The 20,098-nt window shown below is 56.0% G+C and carries 22 protein-coding genes; 17 read left to right on the top strand and 5 right to left on the bottom strand.

Features of this window, described 5'->3' with window-relative positions; genetic code table 11:
• Nucleotides 1-55 precede the first annotated feature (55 nt).
• On the bottom strand, nt 56-1,192 hold the full coding sequence (gene rlmG, locus AB1287_RS11570) for a 23S rRNA (guanine(1835)-N(2))-methyltransferase RlmG (protein ID WP_435617845.1): 1,137 nt from the start codon (nt 1,190-1,192) through the stop codon (nt 56-58).
• A gap of 242 nt (nt 1,193-1,434) precedes the next feature.
• Here rlmG and AB1287_RS11565 point away from each other — a divergent pair, with 242 nt between their 5' ends.
• The 4 genes from AB1287_RS11565 to sstT all read left to right on the top strand — a co-directional run bounded on the left by AB1287_RS11565 (nt 1,435) and on the right by sstT (nt 5,718).
• Complete coding sequence (locus AB1287_RS11565; RefSeq protein ID WP_312625535.1) at nt 1,435-1,935, top strand: M48 metallopeptidase family protein; 501 nt, start codon at nt 1,435-1,437, stop codon at nt 1,933-1,935.
• 72 nt (nt 1,936-2,007) lie between these two features.
• Nucleotides 2,008-2,994 carry a Gfo/Idh/MocA family protein gene (locus tag AB1287_RS11560; RefSeq protein ID WP_435617844.1) on the top strand — a complete coding sequence of 329 codons (987 nt, stop codon included), beginning with the start codon at nt 2,008-2,010 and terminating at the stop codon, nt 2,992-2,994.
• Nucleotides 2,995-3,260: 266 nt separating this feature from the next.
• Nucleotides 3,261-4,223: a TerC family protein gene (locus AB1287_RS11555; RefSeq protein WP_435617843.1), complete on the top strand. Its 963-nt coding sequence runs from the start codon at nt 3,261-3,263 to the stop codon at nt 4,221-4,223.
• Nucleotides 4,224-4,476: 253 nt separating this feature from the next.
• A complete protein-coding gene (gene sstT / locus AB1287_RS11550) occupies nt 4,477-5,718 on the top strand; it encodes a serine/threonine transporter SstT (RefSeq protein WP_435617842.1) in 1,242 nt (413 codons plus the stop codon).
• A 98-nt stretch (nt 5,719-5,816) separates the two neighbouring features.
• Here sstT and AB1287_RS11545 read toward each other — a convergent pair whose 3' ends face one another.
• On the bottom strand, nt 5,817-7,304 hold the full coding sequence (locus AB1287_RS11545) for a UxaA family hydrolase (protein WP_435617841.1): 1,488 nt from the start codon (nt 7,302-7,304) through the stop codon (nt 5,817-5,819).
• 33 nt (nt 7,305-7,337) lie between these two features.
• Nucleotides 7,338-8,750 (bottom strand): glucuronate isomerase, encoded by a 1,413-nt coding sequence (gene uxaC, locus AB1287_RS11540; protein ID WP_435617840.1) that lies wholly within the window; start codon nt 8,748-8,750, stop codon nt 7,338-7,340.
• A gap of 467 nt (nt 8,751-9,217) precedes the next feature.
• Between uxaC and AB1287_RS11535 the strand changes: the two genes are divergently transcribed.
• The 11 genes from AB1287_RS11535 to AB1287_RS11485 all read left to right on the top strand — a co-directional run bounded on the left by AB1287_RS11535 (nt 9,218) and on the right by AB1287_RS11485 (nt 16,578).
• Nucleotides 9,218-10,513, top strand: coding sequence for an MFS transporter (locus AB1287_RS11535; RefSeq protein WP_435617839.1), 1,296 nt, complete (start codon nt 9,218-9,220; stop codon nt 10,511-10,513).
• 120 nt (nt 10,514-10,633) lie between these two features.
• On the top strand, nt 10,634-11,410 hold the full coding sequence (exuR, locus tag AB1287_RS11530) for a transcriptional regulator ExuR (protein WP_312625516.1): 777 nt from the start codon (nt 10,634-10,636) through the stop codon (nt 11,408-11,410).
• 314 nt (nt 11,411-11,724) lie between these two features.
• Nucleotides 11,725-12,387 (top strand): DedA family general envelope maintenance protein YqjA, encoded by a 663-nt coding sequence (yqjA, locus tag AB1287_RS11525; RefSeq protein WP_312625515.1) that lies wholly within the window; start codon nt 11,725-11,727, stop codon nt 12,385-12,387.
• A gap of 2 nt (nt 12,388-12,389) precedes the next feature.
• Nucleotides 12,390-12,776 (top strand): EnvZ/OmpR regulon moderator MzrA, encoded by a 387-nt coding sequence (gene mzrA / locus AB1287_RS11520; RefSeq protein ID WP_312625513.1) that lies wholly within the window; start codon nt 12,390-12,392, stop codon nt 12,774-12,776.
• Between the two features lie 149 nt (nt 12,777-12,925).
• On the top strand, nt 12,926-13,294 hold the full coding sequence (locus AB1287_RS11515) for a DUF1090 domain-containing protein (RefSeq protein ID WP_312625512.1): 369 nt from the start codon (nt 12,926-12,928) through the stop codon (nt 13,292-13,294).
• Nucleotides 13,295-13,331: 37 nt separating this feature from the next.
• On the top strand, nt 13,332-13,637 hold the full coding sequence (locus AB1287_RS11510; protein WP_312625510.1) for a DUF883 family protein: 306 nt from the start codon (nt 13,332-13,334) through the stop codon (nt 13,635-13,637).
• Nucleotides 13,638-13,639: 2 nt separating this feature from the next.
• Complete coding sequence (locus tag AB1287_RS11505; protein WP_312625507.1) at nt 13,640-14,041, top strand: phage holin family protein; 402 nt, start codon at nt 13,640-13,642, stop codon at nt 14,039-14,041.
• The gene (locus AB1287_RS11500) at nt 14,034-14,333 is read left to right on the top strand and encodes a YqjK-like family protein (RefSeq protein ID WP_312625505.1); all 300 of its coding nucleotides are present in this window, start codon (nt 14,034-14,036) and stop codon (nt 14,331-14,333) included. The genes AB1287_RS11505 and AB1287_RS11500 overlap by 8 nt, the downstream gene beginning before the upstream one ends.
• 301 nt (nt 14,334-14,634) lie before the next feature.
• Entirely contained in the window at nt 14,635-15,027 is a 393-nt protein-coding gene (locus tag AB1287_RS11495; RefSeq protein WP_435617838.1) for a DoxX family protein, read from the top strand.
• 71 nt (nt 15,028-15,098) lie between these two features.
• On the top strand, nt 15,099-16,085 hold the full coding sequence (locus tag AB1287_RS11490; RefSeq protein WP_435617837.1) for a glutathione S-transferase family protein: 987 nt from the start codon (nt 15,099-15,101) through the stop codon (nt 16,083-16,085).
• Nucleotides 16,086-16,191: 106 nt separating this feature from the next.
• Entirely contained in the window at nt 16,192-16,578 is a 387-nt protein-coding gene (locus AB1287_RS11485; RefSeq protein WP_312625502.1) for a DUF805 domain-containing protein, read from the top strand.
• Between the two features lie 61 nt (nt 16,579-16,639).
• Here the strand turns inward: AB1287_RS11485 and yhaJ are convergent, their stop codons facing one another.
• The gene (yhaJ, locus tag AB1287_RS11480; protein WP_312625501.1) at nt 16,640-17,539 is read right to left on the bottom strand and encodes a DNA-binding transcriptional regulator YhaJ; all 900 of its coding nucleotides are present in this window, start codon (nt 17,537-17,539) and stop codon (nt 16,640-16,642) included.
• Between the two features lie 104 nt (nt 17,540-17,643).
• On the opposite strand from yhaJ, the gene AB1287_RS11475 reads away from it, so the two are divergent.
• Both AB1287_RS11475 and AB1287_RS11470 read left to right on the top strand, forming a co-directional pair.
• Nucleotides 17,644-18,345, top strand: a complete 702-nt coding sequence (locus AB1287_RS11475; RefSeq protein WP_435617836.1) for a pirin family protein — start codon at nt 17,644-17,646, stop codon at nt 18,343-18,345.
• Between the two features lie 21 nt (nt 18,346-18,366).
• Nucleotides 18,367-18,549, top strand: coding sequence for a hypothetical protein (locus tag AB1287_RS11470; RefSeq protein WP_312625497.1), 183 nt, complete (start codon nt 18,367-18,369; stop codon nt 18,547-18,549).
• A gap of 155 nt (nt 18,550-18,704) precedes the next feature.
• Here the strand turns inward: AB1287_RS11470 and tdcG are convergent, their stop codons facing one another.
• A complete protein-coding gene (tdcG, locus tag AB1287_RS11465; RefSeq protein ID WP_435617835.1) occupies nt 18,705-20,069 on the bottom strand; it encodes an L-serine ammonia-lyase in 1,365 nt (454 codons plus the stop codon).
• Nucleotides 20,070-20,098 lie beyond the last annotated feature (29 nt).

Genomic DNA, 20,098 nt, shown 5'->3' with positions numbered 1-20,098 from the left:
CCGGGCCTACAAAACCGTAGGCCTGAGCAAGCGAAGCGCCGCCGGGCAAAAAACCTTAACGGTTACGGCCGAGCTTGACCGCTTTCAGGATCACAAATTTCTTGTTGGTGGCGATAGTCGTACAGTTGCCAAAAATCTTCTTCAGCTTGTGGTAATAGTCGAGGTGGCGGTTCGCCACAATCACCAGCTCGCCGTTGATTTTCAGGCAGCGGCGCGCGTGGTGGAACATTTCCCAAGCCACGCCATCGGTCAGCGCGCTTTGCTGATGGAACGGCGGGTTGCAGAGCACGGCGTTAAAGCGGAACGGCTCCACCCCCGACAGCGCGTTGTTGATCATGAACTCGCAGCGATCCAGCACGTCCGGCATGTTTTCTTCTACGTTCATGCGGCTGGAGCTGACCGCCATCGGCGATTCATCCACGAACACCACGTTCGCCTGCGGGTTGCGCTCCAGCAACGTCAGGCCGATAACGCCGTTACCGCAGCCGAGATCGACTATTTCCCCTTCCAGATCCTTCGGCAGATGCTCCATAAAGAAGCGCGCGCCGATATCCAGCCCGGTGCGGGAAAACACGTTCGCATGATTATGGATAGTCCAGTCAGTTCCTTCCAGCTTCCAGCTGGTTATCTGCGACTCTTCCTTCAGCGCCGGAGCGGTGAAAGTACAGTTGATGAGACGGGCTTTTTTCCACGCAAGCGTGGTGGTCGTGGTGCCGAGAATTTTCGTGAACAGATCCAGCGTGGAGTTATGCACGTCGCGAGCCTTCGCACCGCCGATAATACGGGTTTGTGGCGTGACCACTTCGCGCAGGGCACGCAGCTGCTGTTCCAGCAGCGCCAGCGTTTTCGGGATTTTAATCAGTACAACCGCCGGATCTGCCGGGTATTCGCCGGTACTGTCGCGGAAGGTGACGCTGTTTTCCGGAATGTCGTTGTGGCGCAGGTTTTCACGGGTCGCCAGCTCGCTTAAGTAGGAATCACCAATGCTGTAAGGTTGGTGTTCCGCCAGCGCACAGGCCAGCGCGCCGAAGGTATCGTTCAGAACGAGGACCGGGCCGGTGATATCGGTGCCGTCTAACTGCTGCAGCAGGTATTCATCTGCCGCTTCCCACGCCTGCAGCGGGTTAACGTCGTCCGTTTCCGGGAAACGTTTTAGTGTCAGTGAACGGAAACCGTTGTCTGATTGGCTCATCGGCCCTCCTGGATGGTAAAATTCGGTGGTATCCCCGTCAGGGGGCGTCAGGTTACTGACAAAAAAGGAAAAAGCGTGGTTTTTCCTTTTTTGTTGTCATCAGTCGAAAATCAATGAATTGATTTTCCTTGTTTTTTTTACAGTAATGACATCCTTACTTGCACTCTTACAGGATGTTCAGCGCTGCGTCGCCCCTTCGGGGTGCGTGAGTATACCCTTTTTTCCCGGAATCTGAGACAAGCATGAGCGAACTGACGTATTTAAGCGGTTATCCCGAGCATCTGCTCGCCCAGGTTCGCACCCTGATTGCCGAACGGCGTCTTGGCGAAGTGCTGGAGAAGCGCTATCCCGACAGGCACGACATCACTAACGATAAGGCGCTGTGGGAATTTACGCAAAACCTGAAAAACCGCTATATGCGCAGCGCTCCGCCTATCAACAAAGTGGCGTTCGACAATAAAATTCACGTGCTGAAAAACGCGCTGGGCCTGCACACTGCAGTATCGCGCGTGCAGGGCGGGAAGCTGAAGGCCAAAGCGGAGATCCGCGTCGCCACCGTGTTTCGCCAGTCGCCGGAAGCTTTTTTGCGAATGATTGTGGTGCATGAGCTGGCGCACCTGAAGGAGAAAGATCACAACAAAGCCTTCTATCAGCTCTGCTGCCATATGGAGCCGCAGTATCACCAGCTGGAGTTTGATACCCGCCTTTGGCTGACGCAGCTTTCGCTGCCGGGTTCTGCGTGAGCGCGCACTGGTTTTGTCATTTAGCCGTGCTAAAGTGGCGAAAGGTCACTTTTACGGAGTACGTTGATTCTCATGATACGTTTCGCAGTCATTGGTACCAACTGGATCACCCGCCAGTTTGTCGATGCCGCCCATGAAACCGGCAGCTATAAGCTAACCGCCGTTTATTCCCGCAGCCCCGAACAGGCCCAGGCGTTCGCCAGCGATTACATGGTGGAGCACACCTTCACTTCGCTCGATGAGATGGCGCAAAGCGACGTTATCGACGCGGTATATATTGCCAGCCCAAACTCCCTGCACTTCCCGCAGACGAAGCTGTTCCTGGGTAACAAAAAGCATGTTATCTGCGAGAAGCCTTTTGCCTCCAATATTGCTGAAGCAGAAGAGGCTATCGCCATCGCCCGGGCAAACGAGGTGGTGCTGTTTGAAGCATTCAAGACCGCCAGCTTGCCGAACTTCATAGCGTTGCAGCAGTCGCTCGACAAAGTGGGCAACCTGCGCAAGGCGTTTATCAACTACTGCCAGTACTCGTCACGCTATCAGCGCTATCTCGACGGCGAAAACCCGAACACCTTTAACCCGGCGTTTTCCAATGGTTCGATTATGGACATCGGCTTCTACTGCCTGGCCTCCGCTGTCGCGCTTTGGGGCGAGCCGCAGAGCGTGAAGGCTACAGCTTCGCTGCTGGCAAGCGGCGTTGACGCGCACGGCGTGGCGGTGCTGGACTACGGCGATTTCAGCGTGACGCTACAGCACTCCAAGGTGAGCGATTCCGTTCTGCCAAGCGAAATTCAGGGCGAAGACGGCTCGCTGGTGATCGAGAAAATCTCCGAGTGCCAGAAAGTGTCCTTCGTGCCGCGCGGCGGTAAAGCCCAGGACCTGACCCAACCACAGCACATCAACACCATGTTGTATGAAGCGGAAACGTTCGCCCGCCTGGTGGAAGCCGGTGAGGTGAACCATCCGGGTCTCGAGGTCAGCCGCATCACGGCGAAGCTGTCGACCGAAATCCGCCGTCAGACCGGCGTAGTCTTCCCGGCTGACGGCGCGGCTGCGTAAAACAATGTAAAACCGATGTTACAGGGCATTGACCCCCTCAATGCTCTGTAATATTTTGTCACACGCAAAGGGGAGTAACTTGTTAGCCGGTGGATCGTCATGACGATGCGAAAGCATCCGGTCGCCGGGCAACAGGAAAGAGATGCAGCATAATTTCTTTCCTGCTGTAAGTGAGACCTTGCCGAAAGGCGAGGTCCGGGCAAAAAATCCCATAACGGCTATCGTCTTTTGGACGTTAGCCGTTTTTTTTGCTTAAAGGAAAGATTATGAATACTGTCGGCACACCGTTACTTTGGGGCGGATTTGTTGTTGTGGTCGTCATTATGCTGGCGATCGATCTGCTGTTACAGGGACGGCGCGGCGCACATGCCATGACCATGAAGCAGGCGGCAAGCTGGTCGCTGGTCTGGGTCACTTTATCGCTGCTTTTCAACCTTGCCTTCTGGTGGTATCTCGCCCAAACCCAGGGCCGTGCCGTTGCCGATCCGCAGGCCATGGCGTTCCTCACGGGTTACCTGATTGAGAAAGCGCTGGCGGTAGATAACGTCTTCGTCTGGCTGATGCTGTTCAGCTACTTTGCGGTGCCGGCAGCGCTGCAGCGTCGGGTACTGGTGTACGGCGTTCTGGGCGCGATTGTGCTGCGTACGATCATGATCTTCACCGGAAGCTGGCTGATTTCCCAGTTCGAATGGCTGCTGTATGTGTTCGGCGCGTTCCTGCTGTTTACCGGCGTGAAGATGGCGCTGGCAAAAGAAGATGAAGGGGGTATCGGCGATAAGCCGCTGGTGCGCTGGATCCGCGGGCATCTGCGCATGACCGATAAAATCGAAAACGAACGCTTCTTCGTGCGCCAAAACGGCCTGCTGTACGCCACGCCGCTGCTGCTGGTGCTGATACTGGTGGAGCTGAGCGACGTGATTTTCGCGGTAGACAGCATTCCGGCTATCTTCGCGGTGACCACCGATCCGTTCATCGTGCTGACGTCGAACCTGTTTGCGATCCTCGGCCTGCGTGCCATGTACTTCCTGCTGGCGGGCGTGGCAGAACGCTTCTCAATGCTCAAATACGGCCTGTCGGTGATTCTGGTGTTTATCGGTATCAAGATGCTGATCGTCGATTTCTACCATATCCCTATCGCAATTTCACTGGGCGTGGTGTTCGGCATTCTGGTTGTGACGCTGCTTATCAATGCATGGGTTAATTACCAGCAGGATAAGAAACAGGCTTAACTGGCTTTGCCCGGCGGCGCTACGCTTGCCGGGCCTACAAGCCCCCAGTTAGCCGAATAAGCGAAGCGCCACCCGGCAACATTGTAAAACAACAGTTAAAAAACATGACGCAACACGTAAAATCCAGCATTTTACGCTTCCCTCCCCCACCACTTTCCCTATACTCGACCAGGCAAACATTTACTTACATCCGGACATAAATGTGACTCAGAGCACATCCGGGATGGAACGCAATTTCACTTAAGGAATACCCATGACCAAATCATCATCGGGTCTGTTTACGCGCCTGTCGCGCGGCAGCCTTGTTAAGCAAATACTGGTTGGCCTGGTGCTCGGCGTCGCGCTGGCACTGATCTCAAAACCTGCCGCGGTAGCGACCGGGCTGCTGGGTACGCTGTTCGTCGGTGCCCTGAAGGCCGTAGCGCCGGTACTGGTTCTGACTCTGGTGATGGCCTCTATCGCCAACCACCAGCAGGGGCAAAAAACCAATATTCGTCCGATCCTGTGGATGTACCTGCTGGGTACCTTCTCGGCCGCCCTGACAGCGGTCATTGTCAGCTTTATCTTCCCTTCCACGCTGCAGCTGACGTCGGGCGCCACCGACATTACCCCGCCAGCGGGTATTGTTGAAGTGTTGCATGGCCTGCTGATGAGCATTGTTGCCAACCCCATCCACGCGCTGATCAATGCCAACTATATCGGCATTCTGGTGTGGGCGGTGGGCCTGGGCTTTGCCCTGCGCCACGGTAATGACACCACCAAAAACCTGATTAACGACGTCTCTGACGCCGTGACCTTTATCGTGACGCTGGTTATTCGCTTTGCGCCGATTGGTATTTTTGGCCTGGTCTCCTCGACGCTCGCTACCACCGGTTTCGGTGCTCTGTGGGGTTACGCGCAGCTGTTGCTGGTGCTGATTGGCTGTATGGCGGTAGTCGCCCTGGTCATCAACCCGCTGTTGGTCTTCTTTCAGACGCGCCGTAACCCGTATCCGCTGGTGCTGATGTGCCTGCGCGAAAGCGGTGTGACCGCCTTCTTCACCCGCAGCTCGGCGGCGAATATTCCGGTCAATATGTCGCTGTGTGAGAAGCTGAACCTGGACCGCGATACTTACTCCGTCTCTATCCCGCTGGGCGCAACCGTTAATATGGCGGGCGCGGCGATTACCATCACGGTGCTGACGCTGGCAGCGGTAAATACGCTGGGTATTCCGGTCGATCTGCCAACGGCGCTGCTGTTAAGCGTGGTGGCGGCACTCTGCGCCTGCGGCGCATCCGGCGTGGCGGGCGGTTCACTGTTGCTGATCCCGTTGGCCTGCAACATGTTCGGCATCCCGAACGAGATTGCCATGCAGGTGGTCGCCGTGGGCTTTATCATCGGCGTGCTTCAGGACTCGTGCGAAACCGCCATCAACTCCTCTACTGACGTGATGTTCACCGCTGCGGTTTGTCAGGCAGAAGATGCACGTCTGGCGAAGGACGCGCTGCGCGGATAAAAATAAAGCCGGATAGCGCTAGCGCTTATCCGGCCTACAGGATAGGCAAGGTTTTGTAGGCCGGATAAGGCGGGTCGTCGCCATCCGGCGCGTTATCTTCAGAGCGTTACGCCCGACTTAAACAGCGCCAGCTCGCGGAAATCATTCTTCTCGTTGCAGGTCTGTTTGCCGTTAGCAAATTCCACAATTGCATCCACGAACTCCGTCAGCAGCTCCGGCATCGCTTTGCCGTGAATCAACTGCCCCGCATCGAAGTCGATCCAGTGCTTTTTCTTCGCCGCCAGCTCGCTGTTGGTGGCGATTTTCACCGTCGGCACAAAGCCGCCGTACGGCGTGCCGCGCCCGGTGCTGAACAGCACCATGTGGCAGCCCGCTCCGGCGAGTGCGCTGGTCGCCACCGCATCGTTACCCGGTGCGCTCAGCAGATTCAGCCCGTGGGTTTTCAGGCGTTCTCCGTAGCGAAGCACGTCCACCACCTGGCTTGAGCCCGCCTTCTGCGTACAGCCCAGGGATTTCTCTTCCAGCGTGGTGATCCCGCCAGCCTTATTGCCCGGCGACGGGTTCTCGTAGATCGGCTGATTGTGCGCGATAAAGTATTGCTTGAAGTCGTTGACCATGGTGACGGTCTTTTCAAACGTCGCTTCGTCGCGGCAGTGGCTCATCAGGATCTGCTCGGCACCAAACATCTCCGGTACTTCTGTCAGTACGGTCGTGCCGCCGTTGCCAATCACATAATCTGAGAAGCGCCCGAGCATCGGGTTAGCGGTGATGCCGGAGAGGCCATCGGAGCCGCCGCATTCAAGGCCAAACTTCAGCTCGCTCAGCTTGCCCGGCTCGCGCTTGTCGTGGCGCATAACGTCATACAGCTGATGCAGCAGCTCAAGACCCGCCTCCACTTCATCGTCCTGCTTCTGGCAAATCATGAAATGCACGCGGTCAGCGTCAAATTCGCCCAGCGTTTCGCGGAACACATCGACCTGGTTGTTTTCACAGCCGAGGCCAATCACCAGCACTGCCCCGGCGTTCGGGTGGCGCACCATATTCTGCAGCATGGTACGGGTGTTAACGTGATCGTCACCAAGTTGCGAACAGCCGTAAGTGTGACTAAACAGGAACACCCCGTCGGTGCCTTCTGCGTTGTTTGTCTCTTTCAGAAAACGGTTCTGAATCTGACGCGCGATACCGTTCACGCAGCCAACGGTCGGCAGGATCCACAGTTCGTTGCGAACGCCCACTTCACCGTTCGCCCGGCGGTAGATCTGCACGTCACGATCACTTGCCTGAGCGAGTTCGCTGTGCAGATCCGGTTGATAGCTGTACTCATCCAAATCGCTGAGATTGGTTCGTGTGTTGTGGGAATGAATATGTTCCCCGGGCGCAATGTCCGTCAGCGCATGACCAATAGGCAGTCCATATTTGATGACGTTTTCACCCTTCGCGATGGCGTACAGGGCAAACTTGTGCCCGCGCACGACGTCCGCCAGCAGGCGTACCGTCTGACCTTCCACGGTCACTTCCTGTCCCGCTGCGATATCCGCCAGCGCGACAACCACGTTGTCCAGCGAATGGATTTTGATGTATTGCATATCAACCAACCTTAATGCCGATGCGGTAGCGAATCAGTTCAGTTCAATGGCGAAGTAGTCGCGCGCATTGTTAAAGCAGATATTTCTGACCATTTCGCCCAGCAGTTGAATGTCGGCTGGCGCTTCGCCTGCGGCGACCCAGCGGCCAATCATCTGGCACAGAATGCGGCGGAAATATTCATGACGCGTATAAGAGAGGAAGCTGCGGCTGTCGGTCAGCATCCCGACAAAGCGACTCAACAGGCCAAGCTGCGCCAGCTGCGTCATCTGACGCTCCATACCGTCTTTCTGATCGTTGAACCACCAGCCGGAACCGAACTGCATCTTGCCCGGCATCCCTTCGCCCTGGAAGTTACCGATCATGGTGCCCAGCACTTCGTTATCGCGCGGGTTCAGGCAGTACAGAATGGTCTTCGGCAGCAGGTTTTCTTCATTCTGCTTGCTCAGCAGCTTCGACAGCTCTTCCGCCATCGGACGGTCATTGATGGAGTCGAAGCCGACGTCCGCCCCCAGCAGCTTAAACTGGCGCTGGTTGTTGTTGCGCAGCGCGCCGATATGGTACTGCTGCACCCAGCCGCGACGGGCGTATTCACCACCGAGCCACACCAGAACAGCCGTTTTGAACTGCGCCACTTCGTGCTCGCTCAGGGTTTCGCCTGACAGACGACGCGCCAGAATCGCATCCAGTTCCGCTTCGCTTGCTTCCGCAAACAACACCACGTCCAGCGCGTGATCCGAAACCTTACAGCCGTGCGCCGCAAAGTGATCCAGGCGGCGGCCCAGCGCGGTTTGCAGATCGCTGAAGCGACGGATGTTGGTGTCAGACACTTCGCTGAGCTTCGCCATATAGTCGTTGAAGGTAGCCTGTTCAATATTGAACGCTTTATCCGGGCGCCAGCTTGGCAGCACTTTCACGTCAAAGCTTGTGTCTTTCGCCACGGCGGCATGATGTTCAAGGGAATCGATCGGATCGTCGGTGGTGCCGACCATCTTCACGTTCATCTGCTTCATGATCCCACGCGCAGAGAAGTTGTCCTGCGCCAGCAGATCGTTGCACTGGTTCCAGATCTCATCGGCCGTTGCCGGAGAAAGCAGCTTGCCAGTGATGCCGAACGGACGACGCAGCTCGAGGTGCGTCCAGTGATACAGCGGGTTGCCAATGGTGTGCGGCACTGTCGCGGCCCACGCATCGAATTTTTCACGATCGGACGCATCCCCGGTACACAGCCTTTCCGCTACGCCGTTGGTGCGCATCGCACGCCATTTATAGTGATCGCCTTTCAGCCAGATGTCATACAGGTTTTTAAAACGGTAATTTTCGGCAACCTGCTGCGGCGGCAAATGGCAGTGGTAGTCGAAAATCGGCTGGTCTTTGGCGTAGTCATGGTACAGACGGCGGGCAAATTCGGTATCGAGCAGGAAATCTTCGGTCATAAACGGCGTCATTATCGTCTTCCTCATTATAGAGTGCGTCAGATGCTTAACTGCAATGGTGACAAAGTTATCACACCAATTTCCAGCCACCGAAGAATTTTTCGTGAGTCAGATCAATAAACACCGACAAAAAAAGTACTCAATAAGAAGTAAACAACGTGCCAGGCCGCGCAGACACTGGCTTTATTCATCAGCAATAAAGACCCTACGGTTATTCCAGCATTTGTGACGGTTCTCACCTTTTAAAGTTGTATGACAAGTTATCGTTTGCCCCGTCGCAACCTATCAGCCGACGGAATGCATTACCGATGACAGCGTCGTCGGAATTACCCGGTACGGATACCGAATTCGCAGGATTACTCATGGCAAGGTTCGGGCCGTTACAGTTTGTCTGTTACGCCCCCGTTACTTAAACATCCTCCTTCCTCCCAGGAAGATGACCGCGCGGTGCGCGGATAAAACAAATGACGAGGTTTTAGATGCGTAAAATTAAAGGGTTACGTTGGTACATGATCGCACTGGTGACGCTTGGCACCGTGCTGGGTTATCTGACCCGTAACACCGTGGCCGCCGCCGCACCGACGTTGATGCAAGAACTGCATATTTCCACCCAGCAATACTCCTACATTATCGCCGCCTACTCCGCGGCTTATACCGTGATGCAGCCTGTAGCAGGCTACGTACTCGACCTGCTCGGCACCAAAATTGGCTACGCTATGTTTGCCGTACTCTGGGCCTGTTTCTGCGGCGCAACCGCGCTGGCAGGCAGCTGGGGAGGCCTGGCGCTGGCACGTGGTGCTGTGGGTGCTGCGGAAGCCGCGATGATCCCTGCGGGTCTGAAAGCGAGCTCCGAGTGGTTCCCGGCGAAGGAACGTTCCGTGGCAGTTGGCTACTTCAACGTGGGCTCATCGATTGGCGCGATGATTGCTCCGCCGCTGGTCGTCTGGGCGATTGTGATGCACAGCTGGCAGATGGCGTTCATTATTTCCGGCGTCCTGAGCTTCGCCTGGGCAATGGCCTGGCTTATCTTCTATAAGCATCCGCGCGATCAGAAAAAATTAAGCGATGAAGAGCGCGAGTACATCATCGGCGGTCAGGAAGCCCAGCATCAAACCAACAACGCGAAGAAAATGTCTGCCTGGCAGATCGTCCGCAACCGTCAGTTCTGGGGCATTGCGCTGCCGCGCTTCCTGGCAGAACCGGCATGGGGAACGTTCAACGCCTGGATCCCGCTGTTTATGTTCAAAGTTTACGGCTTCGACCTGAAGCACATCGCGATGTTCGCCTGGATGCCAATGCTGTTTGCCGACCTCGGCTGCGTCGTTGGCGGCTATCTGCCGCCGCTGTTCCAGCGCGTCTTTGGCGTGAACCTGATTGTCTCCCGTAAGCTGGTGGTGACCATGGGCGCGGTACTGATGATTGGCCCGGGCATGATTGGCCTGTTCACCAGCCCGTATATAGCGATTGCACTGCTGTGCGTCGGCGGCTTCGCTCACCAGGCTCTGTCCGGCGCGCTGATCACGCTCTCTTCTGATGTGTTTGGCCGTAACGAAGTGGCAACGGCAAACGGCCTGACCGGTATGGCGGCCTGGACAGCAAGCACCCTGTTTGCGCTTGTGGTTGGTGCCCTGGCGGATACGCTTGGCTTCAGCCCGCTGTTCGCGGTGCTGGCGCTGTTTGACCTGATAGGTGCGGTAGTGATCTGGACCGTCCTGCAGAACAAACCTGCGGCGGAAAATATCCAGACCATTGGCGGCCCGGCTACGCAGAGCTAAGCCTTATCACGACTGACATTAAAGCCGCTCACCGAGCGGCTTTTTGCTGTTTCAGGGTGGTGAGGATTGGGTAAAAGTGGTATAACAAATTCATTATGCTGTACCCTGCCTGGAGCGAATATGGAAATCACGGAATCACGCCGTTTATATCAACAGCTTGCCGCTGAGCTGAAAGATCGCATCGAGCAAGGCGTTTATCTTGTGGGCGACAAGCTGCCTGCAGAACGTTTTATTGCCGACGAGAAGAACGTCAGCCGTACGGTTGTCCGTGAAGCCATCATTATGCTGGAGGTTGAAGGCTACGTTGAAGTGCGTAAAGGCTCCGGTATTCATGTTATTTCCAGCACGGCTAAACACTACCAGACCCCGGATGAATCCCTTGAGTTTGCGAATTATGGCCCCTTTGAGCTGCTTCAGGCTCGTCAGCTGATTGAAAGCAACATTGCTGAATTTGCGGCGACTCAGGTCACCAAGCAGGACATCATGAAGCTGATGGAGATTCAGGAAAAGGCGCGCAAAGAGAAGTGCTTCCGCGATTCAGAATGGGATTTGCAGTTCCACGTGCAGGTGGCAATGGCAACGCAAAATACCGCGCTTGCGGCCATCGTCGAAAAAATGTGGACGCAGCGCGTACACAACCCGTACTGGAAAAAACTGCACGATCACATCGACTCTCGAACCGTTGATAACTGGTGCGACGATCACGATCAGATCCTGAAAGCGCTGATCCGTAAAGATCCCCATGCGGCGAAGCTGGCAATGTGGCAGCACCTTGAAAACACCAAACAAATGCTGTTTAACGAAACCAGCGATGACTTTGAATTCAACGCCGATCGCTATCTGTTTGCGGAGAATCCGGTCGTTCATCTCGATACGGCCGCTAACGGCGTAAAATAAGCGTTTCTTTACCCTCGATGCCTTATCGAGGGTAAGTTAAGCCACTATAGTGTCAGCCTGTGTAAAATCCCTCGCCTCGCCCTCTTTCAGAAAGCAAAATCACTGCTCAACAATCTGTAATTTCTGTGACGCAGAACCAGAGGCTTTGTTACACTTAGATGCAATTTGTCGTTCGCGAAACGGGCTGCCCCGTTTCGTATAAACATGGATAAGTTCGGAACGCCACGCCAGCGTCCATAATCAATCAATAACAACTGACGTCCGGCAGACAACGCGTTCAGGCGTGACATTAATCGATGTACCAGGAATCGTGAATGGAACTGTTAACCCAATTACTTGATGCCTTATGGAGTCAGGATTTCGAAACCCTCGCGAATCCTTCCCTCATCGGCATGCTTTACCTCGTATTATTTATGATTCTGTTTCTTGAGAATGGGATCCTCCCTGCGGCGTTTCTGCCCGGCGACAGCCTGCTGATCCTGGTCGGCGTACTGATTGCCAAAGGCGTGATGGGCCTCCCACAGACGCTGCTGCTGCTCACCGTTGCCGCAAGTCTCGGTTCCTGGGTCAGCTACATTCAGGGGCGCTGGCTCGGCAATACGCGCCTCGTACAAACCTGGATGTCGCATCTGCCTGCACATTACCACCAGCGCGCGCATCATCTGTTCCATAAGCATGGTTTATCCGCGCTGCTGGTTGGCCGCTTTATCGCTTTCGTACGTACCCTGCTCCCGACCATCGCCGGGTTGTCCGGCCTGAGCAACACCCGTTTTCAGTTCTTTAACTGGATGAGCGGCCTGCTGTGGGTGGTTATCCTCACCACGCTCGGCTACGCGCTGGGTAAAACGCCGGTATTCCAGAAATACGAAGATGCGTTAATGTCCTGTCTGATGCTGCTGCCTGTGGTATTGCTGGTATTTGGCCTTATCGGTTCGCTGGTCGTGCTGTGGAAGAAAAAATACGGTAACCGGAGTTAAGCATGGAATTGCGTAACGTCACCCTGCGCCGGCTCAGCCTCTGTTTCGGTGCACTGCTCATGCTGTGCGCCCTCATCTGGTTTGGAAGCGCGGTGCAACAGCGGGAATCATCGCTGGCCATTCGCCCGGTGAGCGCAAGCGTCAGCATGCCGGACGGCTTCTCCGTCTGGCATCACCTGGATGCCAACGGTATCCCCTTTAAAAGCATCACCCCACAGAAAGATGCCTTAGTGATCAAATTTGAATCCAGCGATCAGAGCGCCGCCGCCAAAGAGGTGCTGGACAGAACGCTGCCCCACGGTTACATCATCGCCCAGCAGGACGACGACGACTCGCTGACCCCGCACTGGCTTTCCCGCTTCCGTGATAACCCACACCGTTTCGGTTAATCCCTTCCAGGATTCTGAATCTTTTCACAGGCTTTGGTGATTTCGCGTTTACTAACTATCATTGAGTAAGCGGAAGTCACCATCCTCATCTCATCGACTGGGTGGGGCAATGTCCAGCGTTGCCCACGACACAATGGAAGGTTTCACCTATGAAATACCGCATTTTTCTGACTTTGGGCCTTGTCACGCTGAGCACAGCCGCGTTTGCCACCACGCCGTGCCAGGAGAAAGAGCAGGACATTCAGCGCGAAATTCACTACGCCGAAAAGCACCACAACCAGAGCCGGATTGACGGTCTGAACAAAGCGTTACGCGAAGTGAAAAACAGCTGTAGCGACACAAAACTTCGCGCCGACCACCAGCAGAAAATTGCCAGACAAAAAGAGGAAGTCACCGAGCGTCGCCACGACCTGGACGAAGCGAAAGCCAAAGGTGATGCGGACAAAATCAGTAAACGTGAACACAAGCTCGCAGAAGCGCAGGAGCAGCTGAAAGCGCTGGAGTCTCGTGATTATTGAGTCAATGGAAGTCTAATCTCGTCAACTGGAGAACACCATGTCAAAAGAGAACACCTCAGAACATCTTCGTGCCGAACTGAAATCCCTGGCGGATACCCTGGAAGAGGTGCTGAACTCCTCCACCGATAAATCAAAAGAAGAGTTGGGCAAACTGCGCAGCAAAGCAGAACGCGCACTGAAGGATAGCCGCAATCGTCTGGGCGAAACCAGCGACGTTATTGCCAAACAAACCCGTGAAGCGGCCGCGCGCGCAGATGAGTACGTACGTGATAACCCATGGACTGGCGTAGGTATCGGTGCAGCCGTCGGGCTGGTGCTGGGTGTGCTGCTGACGCGTCGCTGATTATGGCTGATTCACATCGCACACACGGGCCGGGCAAAAGCGTCTTTGGTATCGGTCAGCGGATCGTCACCATCATGGTCGAGATGGTCGAAACCCGTCTGCGACTGGCGGTGGTCGAGCTGGAAGAGGAGAAAGCCAACCTCTTCCAGATGTTGCTGATGCTTGGCCTGACCATGCTGTTCGCCGCCTTTGGGTTAATGAGCCTGATGGTGCTGATTATCTGGGCCATCGATCCGCAGTACCGCCTGAACGCCATGATTGCCACCACCGTGGTGCTGCTTGCGCTGGCGCTTATTGGCGGCCTCTGGACGCTGCGTAAGGCGCGGCGCTCCACCTTCCTGCGCCACACCCGCAACGAGCTGGCGAACGACCGGGCGCTGCTTGAGGACGACGATCGTGAGTAAGAGCAAACTGGAGCTGCAAAAACGCAAAGCGTATTTGCTGAGCCAGATTCAGCAGCAGCGGCTGGATCTTTCTGCCAGCCGCCGCGACTGGCACGAGGCCACGGGCGTCTACGATCGTGGCTGGAACACGCTGCTTAACCTGCGTTCCTGGGCGCTGGTTGGCAGCAGCGTGATGGCCATCTGGAGCGTTCGTCATCCCCGCTTCCTGGTGCGCTGGGCCCGCCGGGGCTTTGGTGCCTGGAGCGCATACCGCCTGGTAAAAAATACGCTTCGCCAGCAGCAGTTCCGTTGATGTTGCCAAATGGCTGAATGCCGGGTGGCGCTACCGCTTACCCGGCCTCCTTTCCCTCTCTTTGCCTCTCCCCGGACCTGATTTGTAGGCCAGGTAAGGCATTAGCCGCCACCAGGCAATCCGCGCCATCAGGCAACCCCGCACACACTCAATATATTTGAAGAAGACTGACAGTTTTCCTTGCTAACAATCCCGCACCGTCACGTTTACACTCCTTTCCATCGACAGCAAGCACGCGGTATCTCTGCGAAATTGCACAACAAATCAATACAGACGCCCAAAAGGTTTGATGGAGAGTAGAATGAAAAAATTAGAAGATGTTGGTTTCCTGGTAGCACGTATTCTGATGCCAATCCTGTTTATCACCGCAGGCTGGGGCAAGATCACCGGCTACGCTGGCACCCAACAATACATGGAAGCCATGGGCGTTCCGGGTGCGCTGCTGCCTCTGACCATTCTGCTCGAGTTTGGCGGCGGCCTGGCCATTCTGTTCGGTCTGCTGACCCGTACCACCGCGATTATTACCGCCGTCTTTACGCTGCTGACCGCGTTCATCTTCCACAGCAACTTTGCGGAAGGCGTGAACTCCCTGATGTTCATGAAGAACATGACCATCGCAGGCGGCTTCCTGGTACTGGCTATCACCGGCCCTGGTGCCCTGAGTCTGGACCGCGTGCTGAACAAAAAGTGGTAAGGCATCTATACTGAATGCATCAAAAAGCGAGGAGCGTCTTCCTCGCTTTTGCCATTTGAAGGAGAGAGAACATGGGACAACTGATTGACGGCGTCTGGTATGACACCTGGTATGACACAAAATCAACCGGGGGGCGTTTCAAACGTTCCGTTTCGGCGTTTCGTAACTGGCTGACCGCCGATGGCGCGCCCGGCCCCTCCGGAGAAGGCGGGTTTGCCGCCGAGAAAGATCGCTATCATTTATACGTTTCCCTCGCCTGCCCGTGGGCACACCGCACGCTGATTATGCGCGCGCTGAAAGGCCTGGAAGCGTTTATCGACGTCTCGGTGGTCAACCCGCTGATGTTCGAAAACGGCTGGACCTTCGACGACAGCTTCCCCGGCGCAACCGGCGACAGCCTGTACCAAAACGAATTTCTCTATCAGCTCTACCTCCACGCCGATCCGCACTACAGCGGGCGCGTCACCGTTCCGGTGCTGTGGGATAAAAAGAACCACACCATCGTCAGCAACGAATCCGCTGAAATCATCCGTATGCTGAACACGGCGTTTGACGGCCTCGGCGCACGCGCGGGAGACTACTACCCGGAAGCGCTGCGTGGGAAAATAGACGAGCTGAACGGCTGGATCTACGACACCATCAATAACGGCGTCTACAAGGCCGGGTTTGCTACCAGCCAGGAGGCCTACGACGAAGCGGTGAATAAAGTCTTTGAATCCCTCGCGCGCGTCGAACAGATCCTCAATCAGCACCGCTATCTGACGGGTAACCAGCTAACCGAAGCCGACCTCCGTCTGTGGACAACGCTGGTACGCTTCGACCCGGTGTACGTCACCCACTTCAAATGCGACAAGCACCGCATCAGCGATTATCCGAACCTGTACGCTTTCCTGCGCGATATTTATCAGCTGCCGGGCGTGGCGGAGACGGTCAATTTTGACCACATTCGTAACCACTATTACCGCAGCCACAAAACCATTAACCCGACAGGGATCATCTCCATCGGCCCCTGGCAGGATCTCGACGAACCGCACGGGCGCGACGTCCGCTTCCGCTAATTATCAAGGGCATCTCTGGATGCCCTTTTTTAATTCATCTTTTGCATCTATCCTTACCTCGATCGCTTAGAAAACAAGTGATTGACTGATAATCGAGGCAAGGAAAATGGACTGGTATCTAAAAGTACTGAAGAATTACATCGGATTTGGTGGCCGCGCACGCCGGAAAGAATACTGGATGTTCGTGCTGATAAGCTTCGTTCTGGCCGGGGTACTAAGCATTATCGATAAGATCCTCGGCTGGGAGCGCGCCGGAGGTGAAGGTGTGCTGGCAAGCATTTATGGTCTGCTGGTGCTGCTGCCGGGGCTGGCGGTACAGTTCCGCCGTCTGCACGACACCGATCGTTCCGCGTGGTGGCTGCTTATCTGGCTGATCCCGGTGATCGGCTGGCTGGTGATCCTGGTCTTTAACTGCCAGAGCGGCACGCCAGGCGACAACCGCTTCGGGCCGGACCCGAAAGCATCAGATGCAACGCAGCGGATTGTGTCATAACGCCTTCTGCGTATAACCAAAAAACGCTCCCGTCTGAGGAGCGTTTTCGTTTCTGCGTTCGCTATTTATGGTGTGCAAACAACTTTGGTATTTCGCGCAGGCACCAGGCTTTCGCTTCGCCCATGCTGTCACGCCGCCAGGCCATAATGATATCGATTTCGTTGGTGTATTCCGGGCTGACAACCCGCAGGCGCCCTTCGGCGATGTCCTGCTCTACCAGCGGATACGGCATCGTCGCCACGCCAAGCCCGGCAAGCAGCGCCTGACGCTTATCTTCAATGGTGCTGACGGTCAGGCGCGGCTGCTTATCGAGCAGCTGCACGGTTAACACTGGCCGTTCCCGGGCAGTATCAGCCACCGCCACGCCACGGTATTTCACGCGCGTCACTTCGGATAACGGTTCCGGCTCCTGGTGGATCGGGTGATCCGGTGCCGCAACATACACGCTCATAATGGAATAAAGCTTGCGGGAGTTAATCTCGGAAGACGAACGAAAATGCATATCCGGAGCGATCACAATATCCGCCCGCCCCTGCTCCAGCCTTTCCCATGCGCCCGCCAGCACTTCGGTAATGATCGACAGCTGCGTGTTGGCTTTCACCGCCAGCTTTTCCACCAGCGGGAACAGCTCAGGCGTTGGCACCAGCGCCTCTGTGACCAGCGTCAGGTGCGTTTCCCAGCCGCGAGCCAGCGCTTCGGCATCGGTGGTGAGCTTGTCCGCCGCTTCCAGCAAAACGCGCCCACGCTCCAGCAGCATGCGCCCCACGTTGGTGAATTTTGTACGATGTCCTGATCGGTCAAACAGCACCACATCCAGCTCTTCTTCCAGCTTCTGCATGGTGTAGCTCAGCGCCGACGGAACGCGCCCCAGCTCATCGGCAGCGGCGGCAAAACTGCCCCGCCTGTCGATGGCATCCATTACTCTTAACGCTTCCAGCGTCAATGCTCTCTCTTTAGCCATGGCGTTCTCATTCAGGAAATTTGAACATACCGGGCAGAATATCTGGCTAACAATGCAGCGTCCATAGCTTTACCATTGTTTTAGTGTAAAGAGAGGTCAAGAATATGATTACTACCCGAACAGCCAAACAGTGTGGACAAGCCGATTTCGGCTGGCTGCAGGCCCGATACACTTTCTCCTTTGGACACTACTTCGACCCAAAACTGCTGGGCTACGCCTCGCTGCGCGTTCTGAATCAGGAAGTGCTCGGCCCAGGCAGCGCATTCCAGCCAAGAACGTACCCGAAAGTCGATATCCTTAACCTCATTCTGGAAGGGGAAGCCGAGTATCGCGACAGTGAAGGGAATCACGTTCAGGCCAAAGCAGGCGAAGCGCTGCTGATTGCCACCCAACCGGGTATCAGCTACAGCGAGCACAACCTCAGCAAAGACAAATCACTGACCCGCATGCAGCTGTGGCTCGATGCCTGCCCGGAAAGGGAAAACCAGCCGGTGCAGAAGCTGGCGCTCAGCAATACCGCGCAGCAGCTGATTGCCTCTCCGGACGGCAGCCAGCAGAGCGTGCAGTTGCGTCAGCAGGTATGGATCCATCACATTCAGTTAGAGAAAGGCGAGCAGCTCAGCTTCCAGCTTCATGGGCCTCGTGCGTACTTACAGTCGATTCACGGCACCGTTCATGCGCTAACGCCAAAAGCCGAACGGGAAGGCCTGACCTGCGGCGACGGCGCTTTTATTCGTGACGAGGCTAACATAACACTGGTTGCTGATACGCCGCTGCGCGCTTTGCTGATAGATTTACCGGTATAGCCCTGAATTCTGGCGGTCATCGTGAGCAAAAAACAGCAGAAAAAAGGCGCGGTTCAGACGGCCGCTCCGCAAGAAAACCTGGAAACGGTCGCCAGCGTCAACGCCTCGCCGATAGCGTTTGGTTTTGATGAAATGTTGGGGGAACTGGAGGCTATTGTCTCGGAAGCCGAAACCAGGCTGGAACAGGAAGCTCGTCTGGCGTAGAAATTCTCCCTGTTCTGCCTGATGGCGCTTCGCTTATCAGGCCTACAAAATCAAATCATTACGCTGAAGTTGTAGGCCCGGTAAGCGTAGCGCCACCGGGCATCTGGTCTTAATAGCCGTTGCAGCGCGCGCCGTTTCTGCTCGTGCGTGCAGGATTACGCGCAGACAACTTTTATCGCCAGCCCACCGCGTGAGGTTTCACGGTATTTGTCGTTCATGTCCTTGCCCGTTTCGTACATGGTTTCGATCACCTTATCGAGTGAAACCCGGGGTTCGGACGTACGACGCAGCGCCATCCGGGCCGCATTAACCGCCTTCACCGCATTGATGGCATTACGCTCGATGCAGGGGATTTGCACCTGTCCGGCAACCGGATCGCAGGTCAGCCCCAGGTTATGCTCCATGGCGATTTCGGCGGCGATGCAGACCTGCGCCGGACTGCCGCCCAGCAGCTCGGTAAGCCCCGCCGCAGCCATCGATGCGGCAACGCCAATCTCCCCCTGACAACCCACTTCCGCCCCGGAAATCGACGCATTCATTTTGTACAGCGCGCCAATGGCGCTGGCGGCCAGCAAATAGCGGGCAATGGAGTTGGGGTTAACCGGGCGTCGGAATTTATCGTAATAGGCGAGCACTGCCGGAATGATGCCGCAGGCGCCGTTGGTCGGAGCGGTCACCACGCGCCCACCCGCCGCGTTCTCTTCGCTGACCGCCAGGGCAAACATATTGATCCAGTCGATCACGTTCATCGGATCGCTCGACAGGCTGTCGCTCGCCACCAGCATTCTTCGCAGCGCGACGGCACGACGCGGCACCTTGAGCGGCCCCGGCAGCACGCCTTCGATATTCATGCCACGCTCAATGCCGTCGTGCATCACCTGCCACAGCTGAGCGATCCCGGTATCAATCTCCTCTTTGCTGCGCAGCGCGAGTTCGTTCTGCATCATCAGCCCGGAGACGGAAAGCCCGTTGCGCTCGCACAGCTTCAGCAATTCACCTGCGGAGCGGAAAGCGTACGGCACCGGCGTTTCCACCTCATGCGCCTGGCCGAAATGCTCTTCATCAACGATAAACCCGCCGCCGATGGAGTAGTACGTTTTGCTGAGCAGCCGCTCCTGCCCGCGCCAGGCGACGATCCGCATGCCGTTTTCATGCCGCGGCAGCGTTTCATCATGAAAAACAATGTCCTCATTCATAGCAAAAGCCACCTGATGCGCACCGCCTGCCACCGGCAGTTTCCCGTTGGAGGCGACCCGCTCAATGAAGGCGGGGATGCCATCAATTGCTACGCTCTGCGGCGTGTTTCCGGCAAGTCCCATGATGATGGCCGTGTCGGTGGCGTGGCCTTTGCCGGTGAGTGACAGCGAGCCGTAGAGATCGATGCTAATCCGGGTAACGGAAGCTAACGCACCCGATGCCACCAGAAGATCGATAAAGCTTTTACCAGCGTTCATCGGCCCGACGGTGTGCGAGCTCGAAGGACCAATGCCAATTTTGAAAATGTCGAAGGTGCTAATCATATCCACACTCCTGAAAACCTGTCGGTGAA

Source organism: Scandinavium sp. UTDF21-P1B, from assembly GCF_040750395.1.
Taxonomy (GTDB): Bacteria; Pseudomonadota; Gammaproteobacteria; order Enterobacterales; family Enterobacteriaceae; genus Scandinavium.
This window is presented reverse-complemented; position numbering and strand designations above follow the sequence as displayed.

Excerpts from the sequence above, each read along its gene's own strand:
- AB1287_RS11485 (WP_312625502.1), top strand. The coding sequence starts at position 16,192 with ATGGACTGGTATCTAAAAGTACTGAAGAATTACATCGGATTTGGTGGC.
- AB1287_RS11535 (WP_435617839.1), top strand. The coding sequence starts at position 9,218 with ATGCGTAAAATTAAAGGGTTACGTTGGTACATGATCGCACTGGTGACG.
- tdcG (WP_435617835.1), bottom strand. The coding sequence starts at position 20,069 with ATGATTAGCACCTTCGACATTTTCAAAATTGGCATTGGTCCTTCGAGC.
- AB1287_RS11560 (WP_435617844.1), top strand. The coding sequence starts at position 2,008 with ATGATACGTTTCGCAGTCATTGGTACCAACTGGATCACCCGCCAGTTT.
- AB1287_RS11545 (WP_435617841.1), bottom strand. The coding sequence starts at position 7,304 with ATGCAATACATCAAAATCCATTCGCTGGACAACGTGGTTGTCGCGCTG.
- mzrA (WP_312625513.1), top strand. The coding sequence starts at position 12,390 with ATGGAATTGCGTAACGTCACCCTGCGCCGGCTCAGCCTCTGTTTCGGT.
- AB1287_RS11510 (WP_312625510.1), top strand. The coding sequence starts at position 13,332 with ATGTCAAAAGAGAACACCTCAGAACATCTTCGTGCCGAACTGAAATCC.
- AB1287_RS11515 (WP_312625512.1), top strand. The coding sequence starts at position 12,926 with ATGAAATACCGCATTTTTCTGACTTTGGGCCTTGTCACGCTGAGCACA.
- AB1287_RS11565 (WP_312625535.1), top strand. The coding sequence starts at position 1,435 with ATGAGCGAACTGACGTATTTAAGCGGTTATCCCGAGCATCTGCTCGCC.
- rlmG (WP_435617845.1), bottom strand. The coding sequence starts at position 1,192 with ATGAGCCAATCAGACAACGGTTTCCGTTCACTGACACTAAAACGTTTC.
- uxaC (WP_435617840.1), bottom strand. The coding sequence starts at position 8,750 with ATGACGCCGTTTATGACCGAAGATTTCCTGCTCGATACCGAATTTGCC.
- AB1287_RS11475 (WP_435617836.1), top strand. The coding sequence starts at position 17,644 with ATGATTACTACCCGAACAGCCAAACAGTGTGGACAAGCCGATTTCGGC.
- exuR (WP_312625516.1), top strand. The coding sequence starts at position 10,634 with ATGGAAATCACGGAATCACGCCGTTTATATCAACAGCTTGCCGCTGAG.
- yqjA (WP_312625515.1), top strand. The coding sequence starts at position 11,725 with ATGGAACTGTTAACCCAATTACTTGATGCCTTATGGAGTCAGGATTTC.
- AB1287_RS11555 (WP_435617843.1), top strand. The coding sequence starts at position 3,261 with ATGAATACTGTCGGCACACCGTTACTTTGGGGCGGATTTGTTGTTGTG.
- AB1287_RS11490 (WP_435617837.1), top strand. The coding sequence starts at position 15,099 with ATGGGACAACTGATTGACGGCGTCTGGTATGACACCTGGTATGACACA.
- yhaJ (WP_312625501.1), bottom strand. The coding sequence starts at position 17,539 with ATGGCTAAAGAGAGAGCATTGACGCTGGAAGCGTTAAGAGTAATGGAT.
- AB1287_RS11495 (WP_435617838.1), top strand. The coding sequence starts at position 14,635 with ATGAAAAAATTAGAAGATGTTGGTTTCCTGGTAGCACGTATTCTGATG.
- sstT (WP_435617842.1), top strand. The coding sequence starts at position 4,477 with ATGACCAAATCATCATCGGGTCTGTTTACGCGCCTGTCGCGCGGCAGC.
- AB1287_RS11505 (WP_312625507.1), top strand. The coding sequence starts at position 13,640 with ATGGCTGATTCACATCGCACACACGGGCCGGGCAAAAGCGTCTTTGGT.